Origin of the sequence: Sphingomonas sp. Y38-1Y (assembly GCF_032391395.1) — a bacterium.
Taxonomy (GTDB): domain Bacteria; phylum Pseudomonadota; class Alphaproteobacteria; order Sphingomonadales; family Sphingomonadaceae; genus Sphingomonas.
In genome coordinates this window covers 668,511-694,433 of the sequence record NZ_CP135916.1, presented here as the reverse complement: position 1 = coordinate 694,433, position 25,923 = coordinate 668,511, and the positions used below count along the sequence as shown (strand labels likewise).

Below are 25,923 nucleotides of genomic sequence, written 5' to 3'. Positions count from 1 at the left end.
GGGGCCGGTCTCTAGGTCCAGGTGGATGAAGAAACGGGGGTCACGTCAAGCCGTCTACGCGTGATCATTGAGGATTATACCCTGTTGTTGGCCAGCAAACCTCCTGTTCCGAACCTGTTTCCCTTCGGATGATGGGGGTTAAACTCGGGCTAAGCCTCTGCACGCGCCTAGAATTTCGCCGGCCTTCGGTCGTCAGGCGGAGAAAGAATCCGTTGATCACGGCATAACAGGGTATTCAGGCATTCGCTCTCGAAACCGGACCGCGGCCGCTTGCGGCGGAGAAAGGCAGAGCGAATCCTCGACTGACCGTTTGCATCAGCTTCTCTGCGGTACCGAACCGAACTGAGATCGCGCGAAAATGGGCGCCTCCGCGCGACATTCTCTATTGTTTCGAGGGACTTGAGACTGATTGGCGGAGACGGAGGGATTCGAACCCTCGGTACGGGATTTACCCATACGGCGGTTTAGCAAACCGCTGGTTTCAGCCACTCACCCACGTCTCCGGGTCCGATCGGCGCTGAAGGCGGCGCTATAGCGAGGGGCCCGGGTCCAATCAACAGCTTCCGTCGCGCAATCGCGTGGACTCGATCCGGCGCGCGATCGACTCGGCCCGTCGCCCGTTCATTGCTGCTTCAGCCGTGATATTTGTATCGTTCCGCGACAGGGTGGTGTGCTTTAGGGACCGGGGGAATGACGATGTCGGGCAAGTGGCTGTTCGCGCTGGGTGCGCTGGCGATGGCGGGTGCCGCGCCGCTGTCGGCTCAGGTGCGCACGATCGATCCCAACAGCGCGATCGATGCCGACCTCAATGGCCGCGCGTCGACGCCGCCGCCGCCGCAAAGCGAGCTCAGCCAAGACGAGATGACCGTCGATCCCGGCGGCCAGGACTCCGCCGCGCCCGACCTGCCCCCCGCCGAGCCCGCGCCGCGGAACGCGCCGCCGCCGGCGGCGGCGACCGCCCCGAACGGCGCCGCCACCGCCGCGCGCACCGCCGCTGCCGAGGAGACCTTTGCCCGCGACGACCTGATGACCGCGGCCGAGGGCGTGTTCGGCAAGGGCGCGCAGGGCTTGGCCGGCATGCTGGAAAAGCTGCTGTCGGAGCAGGGTCGCCCCAACGCCTATATCGCCGGGCGAGAGGCCGCGGGCGCGTTCGTCGTCGGCGTGCGCTATGGCTCGGGCGTGATGACGCACAAGATCGAGGGGCAGCGCCCGGTTTATTGGACCGGCCCGTCGCTCGGCTTCGACGTCGGCGGCGATGCGAACAAGGTGTTCGTGCTCGTCTACAACCTCTATGATTCGCAGGAGCTCTATCGCCGCTTTCCGGCAGCCGAGGGGCGCGTCTATTTCGTCGGCGGGTTCGCCGCGACGTATCTTCGCCGCGGCGACGTGGTGCTGATCCCGATCCGGCTGGGCGTCGGGTGGCGGCTGGGCGCAAATGTCGGCTATATGCGCTTCACCGAGAAGTCGAAGTGGCTGCCCTTCTGAGTTCGACCCGCTTCTCGACTTGAGCCGCCGCTTGGGGCGTGCGATGGCTCGCGCCCTTGAGGGTCGCAATCGTCAGCCATGGCCAACATCGTCCAGTTCGAGAATGTCGGCCTTCGCTATGGCACCGGACCCGAGACGCTGTCCGACCTGTCGTTCGCGCTTCGGGCGGGCGCCTTCTATTTCGTGACCGGCGCGTCTGGGGCGGGCAAGACCTCGCTCCTGCGCCTCCTCTATCTCGCCCAGCGGCCCAGCCGCGGCGTGATCCGGCTGTTCGGGGAGGATGCGGTGACGCTGCCGCGCGGGCGGCTGCCGGGGTTTCGACGGCGTATCGGCGTGGTGTTCCAGGATTTCCGACTGCTTCCGCACCTCACCGCCTATGACAACATCGCCCTGCCCCTTCGCCTCGCGGGTCATGACGAGGGGGAATTGGACGAGGCGGTTCGCGAGATGCTCGCCTGGGTCGGGCTGTCCAGCCGGGCCGATGCGCGCCCCGCGACGCTGTCGGGCGGCGAGCAGCAGCGGATCGCGATCGCGCGCGCCGTCATCAACCGGCCGGAGATGCTGGTCGCCGACGAGCCGACGGGCAATGTCGATCCCGACATGGCCGATCGCCTGCTTCATCTGTTCGACAGCCTCAACAAGCTCGGCACTACCGTCGTCGTCGCGACGCACGACCTCCACCTGCTCGGCCGCGTGCCCGATGCGTCGATGATGCGGATCGAGAAGGGCCGGCTGGTCGATCCCACCGGTGCGCTGCGCCACCCGCCGCGTGAGGAAGGGCGATGAGCCGCCACCCGCCCGAGCGGCGCTGGCTGGACGATGCGCGCACGATGCGGGCGATGCGCGCGATCATGGCGATCATGCTGTTCCTGACCGTGCTCGCCGCGGCGCTGGGGCTCGCTACCTGGACGGCGACGCGCGCGCTGGATGCCGAGCTTGCCGGACGGCTGACGGTGCAGCTGACCGAGGACGCGCCGGCCGCGCCGACGCTGGTCGCGCGGTTGAAGGGCACACCCGGTGTCGAGCGCGCCGAGGCAGTGAACCGCGAGCAACTGGCGGCGCTGCTCGAACCGTGGCTGGGCGAGGCTGGGCTCGACGCCGACCTGCCGATGCCGGTGATGATCGACGTCGATCTTGCCGACCAGAGCGCCCTGCCCGCGGTCGAGCGCGCGGTGCGGGCGGCGGCGCCGAATGCGCGGATCGACCGGCACGCGACTTGGCTGGCACCGATCCGCGGCTTCATCGCGACGCTGGCTGGGCTGGCGGCGGGGCTGGTGCTGCTGGTCGCGGCGGCGACGACGGCGGTGGTGCTGCTCGCGGCGCGCGCAGGGCTCGACACCCATGCCGAGACGATCGCCGTCCTTCACATGCTGGGCTCGACCGATGTCCAGGTCGCGCGGCTGTTCCAGCGGCGCATCGCCATCGACACGCTGGCGGGCGGCGCGATCGGGACGGCGGCGGCGCTGGCGTTCCTGGCTTTTTTCGGCACGCGGCTGGGCGCGCTGGGAGCGGAGATCGTCGCCGGCATCGGTCTTCGCGCGGGCGACTGGGCGGTGCTGGCGGTGCTGCCGCTCCTGTTCGCGTTGCTGGCGGCGCTGGCGGCCCGCGCGGCGGTGCTGCGCACGCTGGGCAAGCGGATGTGAGCGTGCTGCTTCGCATCACCGCCTTTGCCGCGCTTGCCTATATGCTCGGCTTTGCGCTGTTCCTGCTCGGGCTCGGCCACCCGCTCGAGGGGCAGAAGACCGACGGCATCGTCGTGCCGACTGGCGGCGCGGGGCGGATCGACCGCGGCCTTGCGCTGCTTCAGGCGGGCGAGGCGAAGCGGATGCTCGTGACCGGCGTCGACCCCAGCGTCCGTCCGCAGGAACTCGCCGCCGTCTATAAATCGACGCCGCGGCGGCTGTTCGACTGCTGCGTGGACCTGGGTCAGGAGGCGATCGACACGCGGTCGAACGCCGACGAGACCGCCGCCTGGGTCCGCAGCCAGCGGTTCCGCACCATCCGCCTGGTCACGTCCGACTGGCACATGGCGCGCGCGCGGCTGGAGCTTCAGAACGCACTGGGCGACGAGGTCGAGATCGTCGGCGATCCCGTCCGCACCAATGCGCGCTTCGGCGTGCTGGCAAGCGAATACAACAAGCTGCTGATCCGCCGGATCGCGCTGATCGTCGGCTATCGGGGATGATGAACCGGCTTCGCTCCTGGCTGTTCGATGCGGCCTTTTATGGCGGCTCGATCCCGTTCGTGGTGCTCGCGCCCGTGTCGGCATTGTTCGGCCAGGCCGCGCTCAAGGCGCATGTGATGGGCTGGCTGCGCTGGCACCGGCTGTGCGCGCGCACGATCATGGGCATGCGATCGCGCGTCGAGGGCGTGGCACCCGCCGAACCGGCGCTTTACGTCGCCAAGCACCAGTCCTTTTACGAGACGTTCGAGCTCGGGCTGATCCTCGACGCGCCGCTGATCGTCATGAAGGCGGAGTTGATGGAGATCCCGATGTGGGGCTGGGCCGCCCGCAAGTACGGCATGATCGTCGTCGATCGGTCGGGATCCGGCGCGGCGCTGCGCCGCATGCTGCGCGAGGCGGCGGCGGCGCGGGAGGCCGGCCGGTCGGTGCTGATCTTTGCCGAGGGGACGCGCGTGCTGCCGGGCGAGACGCCGCCGCTGCGACCCGGCTTCGCCGGCCTCTACAAGGCGCTGCGGATGCCGACAGTGCCGGTCGCGCTCGACAGCGCGCGCGTCTGGCCGCGACGCGGGCCCAAGCATCCGGGCACCGTCACCTTCGCGATCGGTGAGGCGCTACCGCCCGGGCTGCCGCGCGACGAGGCGGAGGCGCGTATCCACGCCGCGATCAATGCGCTGGAGCCGGCGTTCCGGATCGGCTAGCGGACGGATCATGCAGGGAAAGCATATCGTTGCGCTGGGCGGCACGCTGCGCCCGACCTCCACCACGTCGCGCGCGCTGGCCGCGGCGCTCGCCCATGCCGAGGCGGCGGGCGCGCGCACGACGCTGTTGACCGGCGAGGCGATCGACTTCCCCAACTACGACCCCGACGCGGCGGAGGCGACCGACAAGGTCGCGCACTTCGTCGACACCGTCCGCTCGGCCGACGCGCTGCTGATCGGCTCGCCCGGCTATCACGGCACCTTGTCGGGCCTGGTCAAGAACGCGCTCGATCATGTCGAGCTAACCCGCGGCGATGACCGCGTCTATCTGGACGGCGTGCCCGTCGGCCTCGTCGCGACCGCGGCGGGGTGGCAGGCGGCGGTGACGACGCTCCAGGCGCTGCGCGGCGTCACCCATGCGCTGCGCGGCTGGCCGACGCCGATCGGCGTGGCGATCAACTCGGCCGCGGGCGGCGATCCGGTCGGCGAGGCCGACGGGCAGATCGCGCTGATGATGGCGCAGATCGGGCTGTTCCTGCGGGACTAGGGGCGGCACCGCCCTCCCTTTATTCGTCACCCCAGCGAAGGCTGGGGTCTCCCGATAGCGCGAACCAACGGGGCGATCCCAGCCTGCGCTGGGATGACGTTAGGGGCGGTGGATGCGCGGTCCTACCCTCCCCGTCACCCCGGACTTGTTCCGGGGTCCACGGTTCCGCACACCTAGCGGCCGCTGAGCAAGCGGTGAGGTGGACCCCGGAACAAGTCCGGGGTGACGAGTAAGAGAAGGAGCGGTCGAACTCCCCCTACTGCCCCGCAGCCCCGCCCTTCGGCAGCGCGGCGGTCAGGCCCGGCACATGGTCCGCCCCCTCCAGCACCTGGATCGACGAGCCCTTGAACGCGTCGCCGATCGGCTCGGCGCGGCCCTTCAGGCATTGCGCCAGGAAGCCCTCGGTGATCGAGAAGAAGGCGAGGCGGTTCTCCGGTCGCAGAAAGCCGTGCCCTTCGTCGGTGAAGTTGACGTAGGTCACCGGCAGCTTCCGCTTGCGCATCGCCTCGACGATCTGGTCGCTCTCGGCCTTGACCACGCGCGGGTCGTTCTGGCCCTGACCGATCAACAGCGGCACCTTGATCGCGTCGACGCGGCTGATCGGCGACTGCGCCATCATCCGCGGCACGTCGGCAGGCTTCGCCGGATCGCCGATATGCTTGTAGAAATTGCCCTCCAGGCTCGGGCGCCAGTAAGCGGGGAAGCTTTCCATCAGCGTCTTGAGGTTCGACGGCCCGACGATGTCGACACCGCACGCGAACTTGTCCGGCGTGAACGTCACGCCGACCAGGGTCGCATAGCCGCCATAGCTGCCGCCCATGATCGCGACCTTGTCGGGCGTCGTCGCACCCGCCTTCACCGCATAGTCGACCGCGTCGAGCAGGTCCTGGTGCATCTTGCCCGACCATTCGCCGACGCCGGCATTGACGAAGCCCTTACCGAAGCCGGTCGAGCTGCGGTAATTGACGCTCATCACCGCATAGCCGCGGTTCGCCAGGAACTGGTGCATCGAGTTGTAGCCATAGCCGTCACGCGCCCACGGCCCGCCATGGACATAGAGCACCATCGGCACCGGCCGGTTCGGCTTGCCGTCGCCGTCGGGATCGGCATCGGCGGGGAGCGTCAGATAGCTGACCAAAGTCAGCCCGTCCTTCGCCCTGACCTCCACCGGCTGCATCGCGCGCAGCTTGTAGCGGGCCAGGTCGGGCCGGCTCTCGAACAGCTTGGCCAGCGTCTTGGCCTTGCGATCGTAGAGATAGGCGACCGAAGGCTGCTCGGCGGCGTTGGCGGTCACCGTCGCATAGCGGCCATCGTCGCTCAGCGAGGTGATCGACAGCTCGCCCTTCAGCTTGCCCTTCAGGAAGTCGAGATCGGCTTTGGCCGCGGGGTCGAGCGGCGTCCATTCGGTGCGCAGGTAGTTGACCGAATAGGCGAGCGGCTTGAACGTCACCGGGTCGAGCAGCAGGTTCTGGACGTCGGCCTGGTCGCTGGACGCGATCGGCGTCGTCTTGAGCGTGGCGACGTCCATCGCCACCAGCGCCGCCTTGTCGCGGCCGCGGCTGTCGGTCCAGTACATCGTCTTGCCGTCGCGGTCGAAGCCGCGCGGGCCGGTCGTGAACGCATCCTCGTTGCCGAAGGCGACCGCCTCCTTCCAGCTGCCGTCCGCCTCGCGCCGGTAATAGGCCTGGCCGCCGCCCGGCGTCGTCTTGGACGCGAACCGCACGCGAAGCTGGTTGTCGGTGACGAGGTCGCCATAACCCGGATTCTCGAACACCTTGGTCCTGGCGCCGGTTTTGTAGTCGACTTCATACAGGTCGAAGAATTGCGGGTCGCGATCGTTCAGGCCGATCAGCACGACGCCGGGCTTGAGCGGGCTGATGCCCTGGATCTGCGCCCGCACCTTGCCGTCGACGGGCGTCAGGTCGCGCGTCGCGCCGCCCGCTGCCGACACGACGAAGACATGGTCGTTCTCGTTGCCGCCCTCGTCGTTGAGGAACAGGATGTGCTGCCCGTCGGGCGCCCATTGATAGCTCGACAGCCCGCGCTTGCGCTCCGTCGTGACCGGCTTGGCGGCGGCGAGGTTGCCGGTGGGCGCGACCCAGATGTTCATCACGCCCTCGACCGGCGCCAGCCAGGAAACGTTGCGGCCATCGGGGCTCACCTGCGCGCCCGATCGGCTGGGATTGCCGAAGATCAGCGCGCGCGGGATGAGGTCGCCGGCGGGCGCGGGCGGCGTCTGCGCCGGCAGCGCCGCGGCGACGAGGCAAGCGGCACCCGCGCCGATCAGCGCGGCACGAAGGGTTGGGTGGTACGGCATTCGATGACTCCCCCGAGACGGTTATGCGGGGAGGCTATCGAGTGTCTCAGTCGAATACAACACCCATCCCGACATCGAGCCGGGATCGCGCGCTTTCTTCGTCTGAGGGAAAAGAGCGGGACGACCTTCTTCGTCACCCCGGACCTGTTCCGGGGTCCACCTCACCGCCAGCCAAGCCGCCGCTGGGTTCGCGGCCCGGTTGACCCCGGAACAAGTCCGGGGTGACGGCCTTACGGGCGCTCCCGCGAAGACTCGGTTACGCGCGCAGCAGCTCGTTGATGCTCGTTTTCGCGCGCGTCTGTTCGTCGACGCGCTTGACGATCACCGCGCAATAGAGTGCCGGCTTGCCCTCTCCGCCGCCCAGCGAGCCGGGCACGACCACCGCATATTCCGGCACCTCGCCCGTCGTGACCTCGCCCGTCGCGCGGTCGACGATCTTGGTCGATGCGCCCAGATAGACGCCCATCGACAGCACCGCACCGCGCCGGACGATCACGCCCTCGGCGACCTCCGCGCGCGCGCCGATGAACGCACCGTCCTCGATGATGACGGGATTGGCCTGGAGCGGCTCCAGCACGCCGCCGATGCCCGCACCGCCCGACAGGTGGACGTCGCGGCCGATCTGCGCGCAGCTGCCGACCGTGGCCCAGGTGTCGACCATCGTCCCCTCGCCGACATAGGCGCCGATGTTGACGAAGCTCGGCATCAGCACCGCGCCCTTGCCGATGAAGCTGCCGCGGCGAACGACGCTGCCCGGTACCGCGCGAAAGCCCGCCGAGCGGAACGCGCCCGCGTCCCAGCCCTGGAACTTCGACGGCACCTTGTCGAACCAGTTGGCGCCGCCCGGCCCCTCCATCACCTCATTGTCGTTGAGGCGGAAGGAGAGCAGCACCGCCTTCTTGAGCCACTGGTTGACGGTCCACTGGCCGCCCTCGCCCGGCTCGGCGACGCGCGCGGTGCCGGCGTCCAGCAGCGCCAGCGCGGCGCCCACCGCATCGCGGACCTCGCCCGTGGTCGCGGTCGACAGCGCGGCGCGATCTTCCCACGCCGCCTCGATCACGGCCTTCAGTTCGTCGTGCATGCTTCCTCCCAGATGCCGGTCAGCCACGCCGTCAGGTCGGGCGTGACGAAATCGATATGCGTGCGATCGACGCCGACCTGTTCGGAGCCGTTGTCGATCCAGACGGTGGTCATTCCGATCGCCTTGGCCGGCGCCAGGTTGCGCGCCATGTCCTCGACGAACAGCGCACGCGTCGGGTCGATGTCCCACGCCGCGCACAAGCCGTCATAGGCGTGGGGATGCGGCTTGGGGCGATAGCCGGTCGCGTGGATGTCGTGGATCGCCTCGAAGCTCTCGCCCAGCCCAAGCCGGCCGAGCACGCGCGTCGCATAGGGTGCGTCGCCATTGGTGAAGACCAGCTTGCGCCCCGGCAGCCGCGCGATCGCCTCGACCAGCCGGTCGTTGGGCAGCAGCGCCTCCATGTCGACGTCGTGGACGAAGGCGAGGAACTCGTAAGGATCGATCGCCCGCTCCGCCATCAGTCCCGACAGCGTGGTGCCATGCGCCTGGAAATGCCGCTTCTGGATCGCGAACCCGGTCTCGCGGTCGCAGCCTTCCAGCCGGCACACATAGTCGGTCATCCGCGCCTCGATCTGCGCGAACAGCGCCGCACCCGCCGGATAGAGCGTGTTGTCGAGATCGAAGATCCAGGTGTCGATGTGCGAAAGCCGCGGGTCCATGTCCCGCGCGCTTTAGGGGGGCAGAGCCGGTGCGGCAACCTGATCCTCCCCCCGGAACGGGGAGGGGGCCGCCGCGAAGCGGGGGTAGAGGGGGAATGGCCACAAGCGGAGCGTTCGCGGCGATTACCCCTCCGTCAGCCTTCGGCTGCCACCTCCCCCGCCGGGGGAGGATTTACAAACCGAACCAGTCGCTTTCGATCGGCATGCCGGGCGGGATCGTCGGCTTGGCCTGGCGCTTGTCGAGTTCGGCCTTCAGCCGCTCGGGATCGCCCAGGATCGTGCCGAGATGGCGGCGCCACGCCGCCTCCTCGCCCGTCCCGCCCGCGGCGCGGAACTGCGTGCCAAGCCGCGTCAGCCGGTCGCCAACCGCCGCCGCGACCTCGGGCGAGGCCGCCGGATCGCGCGCCGTCGCCGCCATCGTCATTGCCGCGCGCCATGCGATCCGCCGCGCGACCGGATCGGCGGTCCGCGCCAACACCCGCGTTTCCAGCCGGTCGAGCACCGTCTCCAGCCCCGGCAGCGCGGCGTCGCGGCGATGCTGCTCGACCAGCCGCGCGGCGCGCGCGGGCGCCAGCAGCGCATCGAGCGGCAGCTGCGCTGCGACATCGGCGGCGACCAGCGGATCGAACGCCGGCCCCGCCGCCGTGCGCAGCACCTCCTGATTGTACTGCGGGTCCGATCGCGCGTTGCTCGCCGACGAGAGCATCGGCACCAGCCCGGCGGGCACCGTCAGCGCCTCCGGGGACAGCGTCCCGACCAGCGCGTCGAGCGCGGCGAGCTGCGTCGCGGCCGGCACCGGCGCGGGCGGAGGGGTGGCGTCGCCCGCCACCGCATAACGATAATCGATCCCGCCGATCAGCTTGGCCGCGGCATCCACGGCATAGCGGTGGAACAGCCACACCGGCACGAACTTGCGGCGAAGGTCGGACAGCGGCTCGCCCGCCCGCAGCACCTGCGGCCCGAACCGGCCTAGCGCCACGCGCCGCACGGCCAGCATGTGGCCGAGATGCGCGAACGGATCGTCGCCATCGTCCCACATGCTGCCATAGGGATTGGCCGCATCGACCGATCGCCCGTCGCCGTCGCTGGCATAGCGCAAGCCCGCCGCCGCCCGCGCCTTGGCCGCGGCGGCCGCGTCGGGGTCGCTGCTCGGCGCCGGGTCGGCGTAGAGCCAGTCGACGGCATAGCGGTCCCACGCGCCGATGCCGGGCGCATAGGCGTCCGAAAGATCGATCTGCCCGCCGGTCAGCTTCACCCGGGGCCCGGGGTAATCCATGACCGACCCGCGGTCCTGCGTGCTCGCCGCGAAATTATGCGCGAAGCCCAGCGCATGGCCGACCTCGTGCGCGCCCAGCTGGCGGATGCGGTCGAGCGAGGCCCTGACCGGGTCCTGCGGCCCGCCGCTGCCGTTGCCGGCGGTGCCGACGAGCCCCTCGAAGATGATCATGTCCTGCCGGACGCGCAGCGCGCCGATCACGACATTGCCCTTGATGATCTCGCCCGTCCGCGGATCGGTGATGCCGCCGCCATAGGACCAGCCGCGCGTCAGCCGGTTCGACCAGTTGACCATGTTGTAGCGCACGTCCATCGGATCGGCGCCCGCGGGCAGGATCTCGGCGCGGAACGCGTCGATGAGGCCGGCCGCCTCGAATGCCGCCTTCCAAAAATCGACACCCTCGCGAAGCGCGGTGCGGATCGGCTCGGGCGCGGCAGGATCGATATAGAAGACGATCGCCTTCTTCACCCGCGACCGCGCCGCCGCCGGATCAACCTTTTCCAGTCGGAAGCGGTTGGCGACTTCCTGGAGCACCGGCGTGCCAAGCGGGCTGCCATAGTCGTAATGGCCGGTGCCGAACGCGCCCGATCGGATGTCGAGCCGGCGCGTGACGAAGCCGGGCGCCGGCAGGCGGATGAAGCTGTGATGGACGACGAAGCTGACCTGGCGCGCCTCGGGCGCGATCGACGACACCTCGCGGCCCGGCGTGTCGGAGGCATAGGTCTGGACCGCGTCGATCTCGATATTGTCCGGGAACGCCTTGATCGAGGTCGGGTCGACGGTGCTGAGGTCACCCGCCAGCTTGAATCCCTTGCCCGCGCGGCCCCCGATCGCGAGGTCGGCGCCAGAGCCGGTCCCGTTGAGCGCGTCGGCGACACCCAGGATGTCGCGCGTCAGGAACGGCGCCAGGTCGACGGTCAGCGCCCCGTCGGACGCGGTCGAGACGATGTCGAGCATCGCCACGATGCTAAAGGCAAAGCTCTCCCGCGCGCCGCGCTCGGTACCGGCATCGCCGGTGGCGCGGAATCGAGTGTTCTCGAAGGTGACGGCGACCTTCTTGCCGTATCGGCGAAAGGCAAGGATCTGTTCGGGCCCGAGCTGGCCGCGATCCAGCGCGATCTCCGCCGAACCCAGGCCGCTGCGCAGCGCCGCGACATGGATGAAACGCCCGGCGATCCCCTGCGCATCGGGCGCAGGCAGGGTGACGAGCACGCGCGCGTCTGCGGGATCGCTCTTGATCGCGAGCATCGGGGTTTCGCGGGTCTGCGCCGCCACAGGCGCCGCGATCAGGATCGCCGCTATGGCCGCCAAGTTGCTGTACCGCATATCCGTCCCCCCGTCCGAGCGCGGGACCATGACGCGGGGGGATGGCAGGAGCAAGCAGGAGAAGCCTCTCCGCCGTCTCCGTCATCCCAGCGCAAGCTGGGATCTCCTCGTGGAACGCGCAACGATGACGCAGAGCGATCCCAGCCTTCGTTGGGATAACGCTGGCCTGGCCGTCAGGCCGGCATGTCGCCCGTCGCCCGCGGCTTCGGCGCATCCTCGCCGGGCGAGCGGTCGATGCGGCACGCCTTGATCGCACCCGGCTCAGGCCGCGCGCCCTCGGCGCGGAAGGCGGCGATATAGCCGCCCGCGGACGGCATCTCCTCGCGCCGCACGAGCTTGTAGCCCACCGCCGCGAACTCGCATTCGAGCAGCGCCGGCGGCGTGCCATGGTTCTCGGTCGCGCGATCGGCGTCGACGACGATCACCTCGCCCTGCGGGCGCAGCGACGGCCGCATCCGCCACAGGAACTCATAGGGCGCGGCGATCTCGTGGTACATGTGCACCATCAGGATGCGGTCGAAGCTGTTCTCCGGCAGCCGCGGATCTTCAGGGAGGCCGAGCCGAACGCTGACATTGTCCAGCCGCTCGCGCGCCACGCGCTGCGCCAGGTCGTCGCGGACGCCCGGCACGATGTCCTCGGCCAGCACCCGCCCATCCTCGCCCACACGCGCCGCCAGGCGGATCGTGTAATAGCCCTCGCCCGCACCGATATCGGCGACGGTCATGCCGGGCCTGATGCCGGCGCGGTCCATCACCGTCTCGGCCTCCTTCACGCGATCGCGCGCTTCCTCGGTCGACCAGCGGTTGGAAACGATGGTGGCGACGGGGCGATCGGCGGCGGGGAAGCGGCCCTCGACCTTTTCCTCCGTCTTGTTGACCTGCGGCGCCTTGACCGGCGCCTCGCACGCCGCGGCGGCCAGCGCGAGCGCCGGTGCGATCATCGTCAGCATCGGCGCCCCTCGCCTTGTCAATCGACGTCCTCCACCTCGACCTTTTCGCCGGTCACGCGCTGCGACAGCGCCGCCGCCATGAACGGGTCGAGGTCGCCGTCTAGCACGTCCGACGGCGCGGTCGAAGTCACGCCGGTGCGCAGATCCTTCACCAACTGATAGGGCTGAAGGACATAGGAGCGGATCTGGTGGCCCCAGCCGATCTCGGTCTTGGCCGAATAGTCGCTGAGCGCCGCCGCCTCGCGCTTCTGGAGCTCGGCTTCGTACAGGCGCGCGCGCAGCATTCCCATCGCGGTGGCGCGGTTCTTGTGCTGCGATCGGTCGTTCTGGCTGGCGACGATGATGCCCGACGGGACGTGGGTGATACGCACCGCGGAATCGGTCGTGTTGACGTGCTGCCCGCCCGCGCCCGACGCGCGATAGGTATCGATCTTGAGATCGCTTTCGTTGACCTCGATCTCGATCGAGTCGTCGATCACCGGATAGACCCAGACCGACGAGAAGCTGGTGTGCCGCCGCGCCGAGCTGTCATAGGGGCTGATGCGGACCAGGCGGTGGACGCCGCTCTCGGTCTTGGCATAGCCATAGGCGTTCTCGCCCTTGAGGAGGAGCGTCGCCGACTTGATGCCCGCCTGTTCGCCGGCGTGATAGTCGACGATCTCGACCTTCATGCCGTGGCGTTCGGCCCAGCGCGCGTACATGCGCTGGAGCATCTCGGCCCAGTCCTGGCTCTCGGTCCCGCCGGCGCCGGCATGGACCTCGAGATAGGCGTCGTTGGCGTCCGCCTCGCCCGCCAGCAGCGCCTTGATCTTGTCGCCCTCGGCACGGGCGGCGAGCGCCTTGAGCCCCGCCACGCCTTCGTCGGCCATCTCGGCATCGCCCTCGGCATCGGCCATGTCGATCAGCTCGGCGGTGTCGGACAGTTCCTGCTCGATCGCGCGCGTCGCGTTGATCGCGGTTTCCAGCCGCTGCCGCTCGCGCATTACGTCCTGCGCCGCCTTGGGATTGTCCCACAGCGTCGGGTCCTCGACACGCGCATTGAGCTCGTCCAGCCGCCGCAGCGCGCGATCCCAATCGAGAAAGCGGCGGAGCAGCGCGAGCGCGGCGTTGATCTGATCGGCATAGGCCTGCGCTTCGGCGCGCATCGGGAAACTCCAAAAAACAGGTCGTCGTTCCAGCGAAGGCTGGAACCGCTCGAGGTCAGGGCACTCCCCTAAAGCGGGCGATCCCGGCCTTCGCCGGATGACGAGAAATCGAATGAGGGCGCGTTAGTAAATCCCGCCCTCTCTTTGCAAGAAATCGCTGTCCGACGGGCGCTGTTGTTGCTGACGGCGCTGGGCGGCGGCGGCCTTTGCCTTGGCGGCGGCTTCGGCCTTGGCGGCGGCCTCCGCCTCGCGGTTGCGGCGCTGGCGGGTGGGTTCGCTCTCGGGCTTGAAGGCTTCCCAGATCACCGACGCCTTGGGATCGTCGGTCGGCCAGGCGCCGGTGACCGGCCGGCCCGACCCGCGATCGACGCGCACCATCCGCGTGCCCGGGGGCGCGCGGAACGGAAGCACTTCCATCCCCTCCCACGCCTTGGTCGCGAACGCCTTGAAGATCGGCGCGGCGATCGTGCCGCCCTGCGCATAGCCGCCCAGGTTCGCGGGCTTGTCATAGCCGAGATAGAGACCCGCGATCATCTGCGGCGTGCCGCCGACGAACCACACGTCGGTCGGCCCGGATGAAGTGCCCGTCTTGCCCATGATCGGCCGGCCGAGATCGCGCAGGATCGTCGCGGTGCCGCGCTGGATGACGCCCTCCATGACGTGCGTCATCTGATAGGCGCTGACCGGATCGACGATCTGGCGCGCGCGGACGCGCGGGCGCGGCATCGGCTTGCCGTCCCAATCGGGCATGTTGCACCGCTCGCACGCGCGCCAGCGCTCGGGCCAGATCACGTCGCCCTTCCGGTTCTGGACGAAGTCGATGACGCTGGGCGTCAGCGCACGGCCGTTGTTGGCGAGGATCGAATAAGCGTTGACCATCCGCTGCACCGTCGTCTCGCCCGCGCCGAGCGCGAAGGAGAGATAGGGGGCGTACTTCGTGTCGCTGACGCCGATGCGCTGCATCAGCCCGACCACCTTGTCCATGCCGGTACGGTTCGCCGCCTGCACGGTCATCAGGTTGCGCGACTGCTCCAGGCCCCAGCGGATCGTGTGCGGCCCCGCGCCGCGCGAATTGCCGAAGTTGCGGAAGCATTTGTTGCCCAGCCGCGCACCCTGATAGACGCAGAACGGCCCGTCGACGATGATGGTCGAGGGGCTCATCCCGTTCTCGAACGCGGCGGTATAGACGACCGGCTTGATGGTCGAACCGGGCTGGCGCATCGCCTGCGTCGCGCGATTGAAGCTGTCGATGCGCGCGTCGAAGCCGCCCTGCATGGCAAGGATGCGGCCCGTGCGCGGATCCTCGACCACCATGCCGCCCGACACCCGGGGGATACTGCGCAAAACCCAGCGGCCATTGTCGGGCGCGACCGCGACGACGTCGCCGGCCTTCAGCGCGGCGAACGCGGTGCCGCCCTTGCTGCGCACCGGCATCTGCGCGCCCCAGCGTGGCATCTCGCCGGTCGTGCCGTCGGCAAAGCCGATCTCGGCACTGTCGCTGCCCTTCGACACGACGACGCCGACGCGCCAATTCTCGAAATCGAGCGCCATGTTGCTCGCCGCCAGCGGCCCGCGCCAGCCATCGGCGATGTCGAGCGTCTTGAGCGGCCCCGACCAGCCGCGCCCCGAATCGAAGCGGAGCAGGCCGCGGCGGAGCGCATCGGTCGCATATTCCTGCACCTTGGGATCGAGCGACGTGCGCACCCACAGACCGCCGTCATAGACGCTGAACGGCCCTTCCGCCGCCTTCTCGCCATAGCGGTCGATCAGCTGGCGGCGCACTTCTTCAACGAAATAGCCTGCGTTCGACTGGAGCGTCACCGACCGCTGGTCGACCAGGCCCAGCGGCTCGCCGATCGCCGACTGGTACTGGCGCTGGTTGATGAAGCCGTTGCGCAGCATCCCCGACAGCACCCAGTTGCGCCGCTCCAGCGCGCGATCGGCATTGGCCGCGCGGCCATAGCTTTCGGGCGCCTTGGGCAGCGTCGCAAGGAACGCCATCTCGGGCAGCGAGAGCCGGTCGACATCCTTGTCGAAATAGGCGCGCGCCGCGGCCTGCACGCCGAAGCTGCGCCGGCCCATCGGAATGCCGTTGAGATAGAGCTCGAGGATCTGCTGCTTGGTCAGCGCATCCTCGATCCGCCACGCCAGGATCATCTCGCGGATCTTGCGCGTCGGCGAATATTCGTTGCCGATCAGCAGGTTCTTGGCGACCTGCTGGGTGATCGTGGAGCCGCCGCGCGCACGCTCGCCCGACCCCATCTTGCTGACATAATCGACCACCGCGCCGGCAAAGCCCGGAAAGTCGACGCCGTGATGCTCGAAGAAGGTGCGATCTTCGGCCGCGAGGAACGCGCGGACGAGGAGCGGGGGGAACTCGGCATAGTCGAGCTCGACGCGGCGCTCGCGCGCATAGCTGTGGATCGGGGTGCCGTCGGCGGAGCGCACGCTGGTGGGCAGCGGCGGCTCATAGGCCTTGAGCGCATCGACGCTGGGCAGGTCGCGCGCAAACACCAGCCAGCCGACGACGACGCCCAGCCCGCTCAGCAGCGCCAGGATCGCCGGCAGCCGGAACCACCAGCGCCGCCGCACCCGCGCGAAGCGCGCGCCAAAGCCCTCGCCCTCTCCGCGCTGGAGCGTGAAATTGACATTGTTCGCGTCTGCATCCGCCATCGGACGCGCGGTTTAGACGAAGGGGCGCCGCTTGGAAATGCCGCCGCGACGGGTAGATCCCACCGACGTCATCCCGGACTTGATCCGGGATCCCGCTTCTTCTCAGCCGGACCATGCCCCACCCACTTCGTCACCTCGGACTTGTTCCGGGGTCCACCTCACCGCGTACTCAGCGGCGGCTTGGCTTGCGGCACGGTGGACCCCGGAACAGGTCCGGGGTGACGATTGGGGAAGGCCGGCCCCTTACCGGGACGCCATCCGCCGCGCGAAATACACCTCGGTCGCCCGCGCGACGCTCTCCGCCACCTTCTTGCGCCCGTCGCGTGAGCCCAGGAACTCGGCATCGTCCTTGTTCGAGATATAGCCCGTCTCGAACAGGATCGACGGCATGTCGGGCGCCTTCAGCACCACCAGGCTCGCCATCCGGTGAAAATTGTCCTTGGTCGGCATCAGCGGCTTGGCCTCCCGGCCGAGCAGCCGCGCGAAGCTCGCCGAGCGGTTCATCGTCTCGCGCTGGGCAAGGTCGATCAGCAGCGAGGAGATGTCGGTGGTCTGGTCGCCCAGGTTGATGCCGGCGATGATGTCCGCCTTGTTCTCGCGCGCCGCCAGTCGCGCGGCTTCCTTGTCGGACGCGACTTCGGACAGCGTATAGGCGGTGGCGCCGGTCGCCTCCGGATTGCCCGCACTGTCGCAATGGATCGAGATGAACAGGTCCGCCTTCAGCCGCCGGGCGATGCCATAGCGTTCCTGAAGGATCAGGAACCGGTCGTCCTCGCGCGTCAGCGCGACCCGGACCCGGCCGCTTTCCAGCAGCCGCTCCTTGATCGCCAGCGCGGTCTTGAGCGTCACGTCCTTCTCGCGCAGCCCCGCCTCGCCGTTGAGCGCGCCGGGATCCTTGCCGCCATGGCCTGCGTCTATCACCACCAGCGGACGGCTGTCGTCGTCGCCATAGACGCGCGGCAGCGCCGGGGCACGGCGCGCGGTCGGCACCGGCAGGCTGACGCGGCTGCCGCCCGGCACGCTCGGCCGGCGCGCCATGTCGAAGCCGGTCAGGCTCAGCCGCCCCGCCCCCGCCGCGCGCGCGAACCGCGCATCGTCGACGCGGGTGAGGACGAGCGTCAGCTTGCCCGTCGCCGCATCGAAGCGCCCCTCGCGCACGATCGCCGGGCGGTCGAGGTCGAACACCAGCCGCGCGCCGCCACCGGTCGCGCCCTGGCGCACGCGCGCCACCGGCCCGCCGGGCTCGACGCGCGCGCCGGGCTTGGCGCCGGCGATGTCCAGCGCGATCCGGCGCGGCTCGTCGAGGATGAAGGTCGAGGCGCCGGCGACCGCGCCGTCCAGCGTCACGGTGATCGCATCGTCGGCCACGCGAACCTCCGCCACGTCGCCCGCGAAAGCGGGAACGCCGCCCAGCCAGGCGGCGAGAAGCGCGAGGATCCACGACACCCGGCCGCTATGCCGCGCACCCCGCGCGGCGGTAAAGTCAAAACGCATAAGCCCTGTTTGCCCCAAAGCGTATGTCGACCGACTAGGACCGCACCACTTTGAACGCGGTGAAAGGCTGCGGTTAACGCGTCGTTCGGCACGAATTTGCCGGCCGGGCGGCAGGAAAGCGCCGGTTGAAGCGGACGGGCGCTGATGCTAGGTCAACGCGACCGGTCCCGGCGCGTCGATGTTTGACGCTTTGCCGCACCGGGACATTCGCATGGGGCCGGCGTGATCGACAGGCCCCGGGCGCCTACAGGTTGACGCTGCAATGAGGCTTGTTTTCGTCCATCGCCACATCGCCGCCCCCACGGGCGGGCGCGTGGCCGGGACGACGCTGCCGGGCGAACGCCCCGGCCAAGCCACTGCGGCAGAGGCATTTTATCCACATCGAATGGTCGGCGCCGGCTCTCGCGCGCCGATCAATCCATCGCATCGGCGCCCCGCCGGCCTTGCGCCGCCGCCCGCGCCGCGGAGAGTTTTGAATGGCAACACGCATGTTGATCGACGCACGGCACCGGGAGGAAACCCGCGTCGCCGTCGTCCAGGGTAACCGGATCGAGGAGTTCGATTTCGAATCGGCCGAGCGCAAGCAGCTCAAGGGCAATATCTATCTCGCCAAGGTGACTCGCGTCGAACCGTCGCTTCAGGCGGCGTTCGTCGATTATGGTGGCAATCGCCACGGCTTCCTCGCCTTCTCGGAAATCCACCCGGACTATTACCAGATCCCCAAGGAGGATCGCGACGCGCTGCTCGCCGAAGAGGCCGAGCATGCCGCCGAGGAAGCCGCGCTGCGCGCCGCCGAGGATCATGACGACGACGAGGACGGCGACGTCGAGGTCGTCGAGCGTCCCAGCGACGACGAGGAAGAGGCCGAGCATGAGGGCGGCGAAGAGGGCGGTGCCGCCCCGCGCCGCAAGAAGGGCAATGGCGACGACCCGGCCGAGGCGCTGCGCCAGCGCCGCATGAACCTGCGCCGCCGCTACAAGATCCAGGACGTGATCCGCCGCCGTCAGGTGCTGCTGGTCCAGGTCGTCAAGGAAGAGCGCGGCAACAAGGGTGCGGCGCTCACCACCTATCTGTCGCTCGCAGGCCGCTATTGCGTGCTCATGCCCAACACCGCGCATGGCGGCGGCATCAGCCGCAAGATCAGCTCGGCCGCCGACCGCAAGCGCCTGAAGGCGATCATGGCGGACATGAAGCTGCCGCCGACGATGGGCTGCATCGTCCGCACCGCGGGGCTTCAGCGCACCAAGACCGAGATCAAGCGCGACTTCGACTATCTCGCGCGCCTATGGGACGGCATCCGCGAGAACACGCTGAAGTCGGCGGCGCCCGCGCTCGTCTATGGCGACAGCGACCTCATCAAGCGCGCGATCCGCGATATCTACAATCGCGATATCGACGAGGTGATCGTCGAGGGTGAGGACGGCTATCGCCAGGCCAAGGAGTTCATGAAGCTCCTGATGCCGAGCCACGCCCGGCGCGTGAAGCAATATGCCGACGCGGTGCCGCTGTTCCAGCGGTTCAGCGTCGAGGATCAGCTGGCGGCGATGTACCACCCCGTCGTCCAGCTGAAGTCGGGCGGCTACCTCGTCATCAACCCGACCGAGGCGCTCGTCTCGATCGACATCAACTCTGGCCGCTCGACGCGCGAGCACAATATCGAGCAGACCGCGACCGCCACCAACCTCGAGGCGGCGCAGGAGATTGCGCGCCAGCTTCGCCTGCGCGACATGGCCGGCCTCGTCGTCATCGATTTCATCGACATGGATCATTCGTCCAACGTCCGTAAGGTCGAGAAGGCGATGAAGGAGGCGCTGAAGAACGATCGCGCCCGCATCCAGGTCGGCCGCATCAGCGCGTTCGGCCTGATGGAGATGAGCCGCCAGCGCCTGCGCACCGGCGTGCTGGAGGCATCGACGCGCACCTGCCCGCATTGCGAGGGCACAGGCCTGGTCCGCACCGCTTCGTCGGCGGGTCTGTCGGCGCTCCGCCTGATCGAGGAGGAGGCCGCGCGTGGCCGCGGATCGCAGCTCCTGCTGCGCGCCAGCCAGGAAGCCGCCTTCTACGTGCTCAACAAGAAGCGCGCCGACATCGCCGAGATCGAGGATCGCTACGGCGTGATGGTCGAGGTCGCCGCGGACGGCGAGATGGAAGGCGCGCGCATGTCGGTCGAGGCCGGCGGCCCGCCGCCCGCGCATGCGCCGCGCATCGATCCGATCCTGGTCGAGCCCGACGAACCCGAGATCGACGAGATCGAGGAAGAGTACGAGGACGAGGAAGAAGCGGTCGAGACCGCCGAGGCACCGCGCGAGCCGCGTGGCGATCGCGGCGAGCGTGGTGAGCGCGCCGAAGGCGACGAGGGCCGTGGCCGCAAGCGCCGCCGCCGGCGCGGCCGCCGCGGCCGCTCGCGCGAGGAAGGTGGCAACGACACCGGGACGGGTGAGACCGAGGGCGAGACCGACGCCGATGAGGCCGAAACCGAGGTCGCCGAGAGCGAGGACACCGGCACCGAGGCGGTCTCCGCCGACGCCCCCGAGTCCGGCGAGCGCCGCAAGCGCCGCCGCCGCCGCCGTGGCGGTCGCCGCGACGAAGTCGGCTCGACCGAGCGCGCCGACGACGGCGCCGAGGCCGAGCCCGCCGCCGAGATCGAGGAAGCCGCACCGGTCGAGGCCGAGACCGCGGTGCTCGTCGCCGACACCGCACCCGCGGAGGAAGCGCCCGCCAAGCCCAAGCGCACGCGCCGCAAGAAGGCCGATGCGGTCGAGGCGCCTGCCGACGCCGTAGCCGAGCCGGTCGAAGCCGCTGCCGAGGAGGCGCCCGCCAAGCCCAAGCGCACCCGCCGCAAGAAGGCCGACGCGGTCGAGGCCCCTGCCGAAGCTGCGGCCGAGCCGGTCGAGGCCGCCGCCGAGGAAGCGCCCGCCAAGCCCAAGCGCACGCGCCGCAAGAAGGCGGATGCGCCTGCGGAAGCTGAGACGCCGGTCGTCGCCGACGCTGCGGTCGAGGCACCGGCCGCCGACGAGGTCAGCCAGGACGTCGAGACCGTCGCCGAGGCAGCGGACGGTGAAGAAGCCGCGAGCCCGCCGCGCCGCGGTTGGTGGCAGCGAACCTTCGGCAACACCTGATCGAACGAGAGGCCGGACGAAAGTCCGGCCTCTTTCGTGTCGGCCGGCCGCTCGTCACCCCGTCGAACTGACAATTCCGCCTTCGCGGCACCGACGAACGCGGAACCCCGGCTCAAGGCCGGAGCGACAAAGCGCATGTGACTGGCGAGGCAAGAAGCGCCCCGCCCCTCACGCAACCACCCCGGCGAAGGCCGGGGTCCAGCTCCGGAACGACGGTGAGTGGCGTGTCACACCCGTAAGTGGACCCCGGCCTTGCCGGGGTGGTGGCGGGAGGCGAAGGGTTGCTCACGCCACCCGTGCTCCCGCGAAGGCGGCAGCCAAGAGCCACAAATGCCCCGCTTGATCGCCCTAGGCTCCCGCCTCCGCGAAAGCACAGCTCTAGGAACTCACCCCAGAAACGGCGCCGCCATCTCGGCCGGCACGCGCATCAGCCGCCCGCTCGCGCGCTCGATCAGCGCCCAGGTGGTCACCGCCTCCACCTTCACGCGGCCATCCTCGCCAGTAAAGCGCATGTGGCGGTTGAAGCGGGCGCCCCGCGGCGGGCTCGGCACCCAGGTCTCCGCGGTCACGCGCTCGCCCGCGCGGACGTTGCCGCGGTAATCGATCTCGTGCCGCGTCACGACCCAGAAATAGGCGTCGGCGTCGGCCGCATCGGCCACCGCATACCAGTGCGCGACGGCGACGTCCTGGATCCACCGGACCCAGACCGCATTGTTGACGTGGCCGAGCTCGTCGATGTCCTCCGGCGCCGCGACGATCGTCGCGGTGTAAGCGGGCATCAATCCGACTCGCAGGAAAGCGGCGGCTCGCCCGGCAGCGTGATCGTCGCCGCCTTGCCCTTGCCGCGAAGCTCGATCCCGTCGCCACTATAGGCGATGCCCGATCCCGACCGCTGCTGTTCCAGCGTGCCGAGCCGGCGATAGCCGCGGCGCAGCAGCATCGTCCCCGCCTGATTGTCGAACCGCGCGATCAGCCGCGCACCGTTGGTGCAGCTATAGCGCGCGGTGACGATCTCGCCCTCCGCCGGCGTCGGCGTCGGCGAGGGCACGGGATCGGAACCCGGCAGCGGCGCGGCGGGTGTCGGCGCGGGCTTGGGCAGGATCTCGGCACTGGCGATGCGCCAGCGGCGCTGCGCGGGCGTCGTGCCCTCGATATCGCCGGTGCGGTGGAGCGTGACGATGCCGCTCCGCTCGAATGCCGCGCCGTCCTCCTTCATCTTGCCGAAGACGCGGACGGGCACCTCGACATAGCGCTGACCCGCGCCCGCATCGATGCGACCGGCGGTGCCCACCTCGGCTCGGAACTCGGCAAAGCGGTCGAAGCGCTTGGCATAGTCGGCCGCGGACAGCCCCGAAGCCTCGCCATTGTCGTCCCACATCGCCCGCGCGGCGGCGAAGTCGCCCCTGGCGATGCGCGCATAATAGCCGCGGACGATCCGCGCGGCCTCGTCGCGCCCGACCTCTGGCGAGGGCGTGGCGACGGGGCGGCCGGCGGGCGGGTTGGGCGGCGCGTCGATGCCGGGAAGCGCGGCGTCTGAGGCGGCGAGGTTCGTCGCCGGCTCGGGGATGGGCGCAAGTGCCGCATTCTCGGCCAGCGCCGCTTCCTCGTTCATCGGCACGACCGCGGGGGCGTCCGACGCGGCCGTATCGTTGCCCGCTGGATCGCCGCCGCCGCCACATCCCGCCAGCATCGCCAGCGCCATCCATCCGCCCAGTCGTTTCATCGCGGACGAAGGTGCCGAAGCGCGGGCGTCGCCGTCAAGCCTGAGGGTCTGCCCTCCGGCACAACAGGGTCGTGACGGAGCGAATTTTGGCGCAGGGCCAGGAGCAAGGAGGGAGCGATGCCAAAGCATCGTGACCGACGCGCGACGCCGCCCTGCGCCAAAATCCGCCCGCCGCGAAGCGGTCGCCCGTGGAAGACCATCGAGCGTCGTCGCTTGCTTGCGGGTAGCGCAGCTACCCGGCTGCGCTGCGCTCCTCGTCGATGGTCTTCCACGGGCGATCACGATCCCTGTTGTGCCGGAGGACAGACCCTATGGCTCGATCGCCGCGCGATCGCCGTCGTCGAGGTCGTCGTCGCCGTCCTCGCTCTCCAGCGAGTCCTCGTCGAAATCGGCCTGAGCCTCGTCCTCGGCCTGATCCTCCTCGTCGAGGTCGACGTCCTCGTCCTCCTCGCCGACCTCATCGCCGCCGAGCGCGAGCTCGTCGATCGCCTCGTCCTCCTCGTCGTCGTCGCCCAGATCGGGCGCGACGTCGGTCAGGATCGTGCCGTCGCTGGGGCCGTCGCGCGTCGCCTCCAGGATCTCGGCGCGCTGGCTCTCGTCATAGCCGTCCTCGTCGAAACCGTCGTCATTGGGGCCCTGTTCGCCCACACGGTGTCCGCCCATCTGACCCTCCTTGATTGAAGCGGGTCACAAACGGGCGATCTGCCCGGCGCGTTCCGTGGTGGTTTTCGGCTTGCGTCGGTTTCGGCACCGGCCCGCTCCCCACCCCGCCCCCCATTCATGATGCCGATGGGAGGCGGGGTTGGGGAGCGGGCCGGTGCCGCGCCAAGGCTCAGTGCGGCCGGAACATGCGCCCGCGCTCGGCGATCGCGACGACGCCGAACGCGATCAGCCCCATCAGCAGGAAGCCGCTATAGAGCGGCACCGTCGTGCCATCGAACGCCTGTCCGATCGCCGCGCCGATCAGCGCGCCGCCCAGCGTCGAGACGAAGCCCTGGAAGCTGGAAGCGAGGCCCGCGATCCCGCCCATATTCTCCATCGCCATCGCCGAGAAGTTCGACGCGGCCAGCCCGAAGCACGCCATCAGCAACGCCTGAAGGACGATGAACACCGGCAGGCTCTCCAGATCGAGCAGCCCCACGCCCAGATGCACCGCCGCAACGACGATCAGCCCGGCCAGCGCACTGTGCGAGATGAGCCGCGTCCCGAAGCGCATGACGATGCGCGAGTTCATGAAGTTGGCGAGCGCCATCGTCCCCGCGACGCACGCGAACACCACCGTCAGCCACTCGGCCGCGCCGAAGATGTCGGCCATGATCTGCTGGATCGAGTTGATGAACCCGAACAGCCCGCCGGACAGCAGCGTTGCGCCCAGCGTGTAACCCACCGCCATCCGGTCGCGGCACACCTTGGCGAAGCCCGCCAGGACATGGCCGGGGCGCAGCGGATTGCGCTGTGACGGGTCGAGCGTCTCCGGCATCCGCAGCCAGAACCAGGCGAGGACGAGGCCGGCGACCGTCGCGATGCCGACGAAGATCCAGCGCCACGGCGCGAACAGCAGCACGATCTGTCCAAAGGCGGGCGCGAGCACCGGCGCCGCCATGAAGACGACGAAGACCAGGCTCATCACCCGCGCCATCGGTCGGCCCGAGAAGCAGTCGCGCACCATCGCCACCGTGACGACGCGCGCGCCAGCGACCGCCATCCCGGCGACGAAGCGCGCGACCAGCAACAGCGTGAAGCTGCCCGCCGCCGCCGCCGCCAGGTTGGTCGCGACCGCGATCAAGAGCGACACGCCCAGGATCGGCCGCCGCCCGAACCGGTCGGACAGCGGCCCGTGCGCCAGCTGCGCGACCGCGAAACCGATCAGGAAGCTGGTGATGACGAACTGTCGATCGTTGGGATTGGCAACGCCCAGACTGTCGCCGATCGCAGGCAGCGCGGGCAGCATCGAATCGATGCCGAGCGCGGTCAGCGCCATCAGCGCGGCCGCCAGCGCCACGAACTCGCCGAACGGGATCGGCGCGCGGTCGATCGACGCGGAGGTGGTCGGCTGGTCCATCGGGCTCCTTTAGCGCGCAAAATGATGGGGTCACGCCGAATGTTGTCCGGCCAAACGAACCGCGCCGCGGGTTGCAGGAGACCCGAGCGCCGCCCTATCTTGGCCGGCAGCAACTGCCATCAGGACAAGGTCGTTCCATGCTCGACACGCCGCTCGCCGATATCCGGCCCGTCTCGCTCGCCGACCAGGCGCAAGACCCCGACGCCTTCGCGCGCGACTTCGGCGAGGCGTTCCGGCGATATGGCTTTGCGATCGTGCGCGACCACGGCATCGATGAAGCGCTGATCGCCCGCGCCTGGGCGATGACGGAGGCGCTGTTCGCGCTGCCCGAGGACCAGAAGCGCGGCTGGCACGTCCCCGGCGGTGGCGGCGCGCGCGGCTATACGCCGTTCAAGACGGAGATCGCCAAGGGCGCGAGCCATGTCGACCTCAAGGAGTTCTGGCATGTCGGCCGCGAGCTGCCCGAGGGGCATCGCTTCGCCGCGGTGATGTCGCCCAACATCTGGCCCGACGTGCCGGAAGGATTCCGCGACACCTTCATCGAGCTCTTCGCCGCGTTTGATCGGGCGGGCGACCGGCTGCTGTCGGCGATCGCGCGCTATCTCGATCTCGCGCCCGATTGGTTCGAGCCGGCGGTCCGGGACGGCAACTCGGTCCTCCGCCTCCTCCACTATCCGCCGGTGACGGAGGATGCGCCCAATGTCCGCGCCGGCGCGCATGAGGACATCAACCTCATCACGCTGCTGCTCGGCGCCGAGGAAGCGGGGCTGGAACTGCTCGACCGCGACGGCCGCTGGCTGCCGGTCAAGCCGCCTGAGGGGGCGATGGTCGTCAATGTCGGCGACATGCTCCAGCGGCTGACCAACCACGTCCTGCCCTCGACCACGCACCGCGTCGTCAATCCGCCGGTCGAGCGGCGCGGCCATTCGCGCTATTCGATGCCCTTCTTCCTCCATCCCGCGCCCGACTTCGTCATCAAGACGCTGTCCGGCTGCGTCACGGAGGATCGCCCCAACCGCTATCCCGAGCCGATCACCGCACACGACTATCTGCACGAGCGGCTGGTGGAGATCGGCCTCATCAAGAAGTAGGCGTTCTAGGCCTCTCTTCAGCTATTCTTCGTCACCCCGGACTTGTTCCGGGGTCCACCGTCCCGCATGAGCCGCGCTGGCTGCTCGCGCGG

The 25,923-nt window shown here is 69.3% G+C and carries 20 protein-coding genes and 1 tRNA gene; 8 read left to right on the top strand and 13 right to left on the bottom strand.

What is annotated here, in order from left to right:
• Positions 1–410: 410 nt before the first annotated feature.
• Positions 411–503, bottom strand: a tRNA-Ser gene (locus RS883_RS03110).
• Between the two features lie 187 nt (positions 504–690).
• Here RS883_RS03110 and RS883_RS03105 point away from each other — a divergent pair.
• The 6 genes from RS883_RS03105 to RS883_RS03080 all read left to right on the top strand — a co-directional run bounded on the left by RS883_RS03105 (position 691) and on the right by RS883_RS03080 (position 4,915).
• Entirely contained in the window at positions 691–1,485 is a 795-nt protein-coding gene (locus RS883_RS03105; RefSeq protein ID WP_315762584.1) for a DUF1134 domain-containing protein, read from the top strand.
• A gap of 78 nt (positions 1,486–1,563) precedes the next feature.
• Positions 1,564–2,271: a cell division ATP-binding protein FtsE gene (gene ftsE, locus RS883_RS03100; RefSeq protein WP_315762582.1), complete on the top strand. Its 708-nt coding sequence runs from the start codon at positions 1,564–1,566 to the stop codon at positions 2,269–2,271.
• A complete protein-coding gene (locus tag RS883_RS03095) occupies positions 2,268–3,128 on the top strand; it encodes a cell division protein FtsX (protein WP_315762580.1) in 861 nt (286 codons plus the stop codon). Before ftsE ends, RS883_RS03095 begins: the two co-directional genes overlap by 4 nt.
• A 2-nt stretch (positions 3,129–3,130) precedes the next feature.
• Positions 3,131–3,670 (top strand): YdcF family protein, encoded by a 540-nt coding sequence (locus RS883_RS03090; RefSeq protein ID WP_315762578.1) that lies wholly within the window; start codon positions 3,131–3,133, stop codon positions 3,668–3,670.
• Positions 3,670–4,368 carry a lysophospholipid acyltransferase family protein gene (locus RS883_RS03085; protein WP_315762576.1) on the top strand — a complete coding sequence of 233 codons (699 nt, stop codon included), beginning with the start codon at positions 3,670–3,672 and terminating at the stop codon, positions 4,366–4,368. The genes RS883_RS03090 and RS883_RS03085 overlap by 1 nt, the downstream gene beginning before the upstream one ends.
• Before the next feature lie 10 nt (positions 4,369–4,378).
• The gene (locus RS883_RS03080) at positions 4,379–4,915 is read left to right on the top strand and encodes an NADPH-dependent FMN reductase (RefSeq protein WP_315762574.1); all 537 of its coding nucleotides are present in this window, start codon (positions 4,379–4,381) and stop codon (positions 4,913–4,915) included.
• Positions 4,916–5,171: 256 nt separating this feature from the next.
• On the opposite strand, the gene RS883_RS03075 is transcribed toward RS883_RS03080, so the two are convergent.
• The 8 genes from RS883_RS03075 to RS883_RS03040 form a co-directional block, all read right to left on the bottom strand.
• Positions 5,172–7,232: a S9 family peptidase gene (locus RS883_RS03075; RefSeq protein ID WP_315762572.1), complete on the bottom strand. Its 2,061-nt coding sequence runs from the start codon at positions 7,230–7,232 to the stop codon at positions 5,172–5,174.
• Positions 7,233–7,488: 256 nt separating this feature from the next.
• Positions 7,489–8,313 carry a 2,3,4,5-tetrahydropyridine-2,6-dicarboxylate N-succinyltransferase gene (gene dapD / locus RS883_RS03070; protein WP_315762570.1) on the bottom strand — a complete coding sequence of 275 codons (825 nt, stop codon included), beginning with the start codon at positions 8,311–8,313 and terminating at the stop codon, positions 7,489–7,491.
• Positions 8,298–8,972 carry a pyrimidine 5'-nucleotidase gene (locus RS883_RS03065; protein ID WP_315762568.1) on the bottom strand — a complete coding sequence of 225 codons (675 nt, stop codon included), beginning with the start codon at positions 8,970–8,972 and terminating at the stop codon, positions 8,298–8,300. The genes dapD and RS883_RS03065 overlap by 16 nt, the downstream gene beginning before the upstream one ends.
• Before the next feature lie 172 nt (positions 8,973–9,144).
• A complete protein-coding gene (locus RS883_RS03060) occupies positions 9,145–11,574 on the bottom strand; it encodes a zinc-dependent metalloprotease (protein ID WP_315762566.1) in 2,430 nt (809 codons plus the stop codon).
• A gap of 173 nt (positions 11,575–11,747) precedes the next feature.
• Complete coding sequence (locus RS883_RS03055) at positions 11,748–12,524, bottom strand: class I SAM-dependent methyltransferase (protein WP_409977381.1); 777 nt, start codon at positions 12,522–12,524, stop codon at positions 11,748–11,750.
• A gap of 17 nt (positions 12,525–12,541) precedes the next feature.
• On the bottom strand, positions 12,542–13,669 hold the full coding sequence (prfB, locus tag RS883_RS03050) for a peptide chain release factor 2 (RefSeq protein ID WP_315762564.1): 1,128 nt from the start codon (positions 13,667–13,669) through the stop codon (positions 12,542–12,544).
• A gap of 123 nt (positions 13,670–13,792) precedes the next feature.
• The gene (locus RS883_RS03045) at positions 13,793–16,342 is read right to left on the bottom strand and encodes a penicillin-binding protein 1A (RefSeq protein ID WP_315762562.1); all 2,550 of its coding nucleotides are present in this window, start codon (positions 16,340–16,342) and stop codon (positions 13,793–13,795) included.
• A 243-nt stretch (positions 16,343–16,585) separates the two neighbouring features.
• Positions 16,586–17,836, bottom strand: coding sequence for an N-acetylmuramoyl-L-alanine amidase (locus tag RS883_RS03040; protein WP_409977380.1), 1,251 nt, complete (start codon positions 17,834–17,836; stop codon positions 16,586–16,588).
• Between the two features lie 476 nt (positions 17,837–18,312).
• Here RS883_RS03040 and RS883_RS03035 point away from each other — a divergent pair, with 476 nt between their 5' ends.
• A complete protein-coding gene (locus tag RS883_RS03035) occupies positions 18,313–20,955 on the top strand; it encodes a ribonuclease E/G (RefSeq protein WP_315762558.1) in 2,643 nt (880 codons plus the stop codon).
• A gap of 386 nt (positions 20,956–21,341) precedes the next feature.
• Here RS883_RS03035 and RS883_RS03030 read toward each other — a convergent pair whose 3' ends face one another.
• From RS883_RS03030 to RS883_RS03015, 4 genes are all read right to left on the bottom strand, one after another.
• On the bottom strand, positions 21,342–21,734 hold the full coding sequence (locus RS883_RS03030) for an acyl-CoA thioesterase (protein WP_315762556.1): 393 nt from the start codon (positions 21,732–21,734) through the stop codon (positions 21,342–21,344).
• Positions 21,734–22,678 (bottom strand): MliC family protein, encoded by a 945-nt coding sequence (locus tag RS883_RS03025; RefSeq protein WP_315762554.1) that lies wholly within the window; start codon positions 22,676–22,678, stop codon positions 21,734–21,736. Before RS883_RS03025 ends, RS883_RS03030 begins: the two co-directional genes overlap by 1 nt.
• A gap of 309 nt (positions 22,679–22,987) precedes the next feature.
• The gene (locus RS883_RS03020; protein ID WP_315762552.1) at positions 22,988–23,341 is read right to left on the bottom strand and encodes a DNA primase; all 354 of its coding nucleotides are present in this window, start codon (positions 23,339–23,341) and stop codon (positions 22,988–22,990) included.
• A 169-nt stretch (positions 23,342–23,510) separates the two neighbouring features.
• Positions 23,511–24,740 carry a multidrug effflux MFS transporter gene (locus tag RS883_RS03015; RefSeq protein ID WP_315762551.1) on the bottom strand — a complete coding sequence of 410 codons (1,230 nt, stop codon included), beginning with the start codon at positions 24,738–24,740 and terminating at the stop codon, positions 23,511–23,513.
• Between the two features lie 137 nt (positions 24,741–24,877).
• On the opposite strand from RS883_RS03015, the gene RS883_RS03010 reads away from it, so the two are divergent.
• Complete coding sequence (locus tag RS883_RS03010; RefSeq protein ID WP_315762549.1) at positions 24,878–25,831, top strand: isopenicillin N synthase family dioxygenase; 954 nt, start codon at positions 24,878–24,880, stop codon at positions 25,829–25,831.
• Positions 25,832–25,923 lie beyond the last annotated feature (92 nt).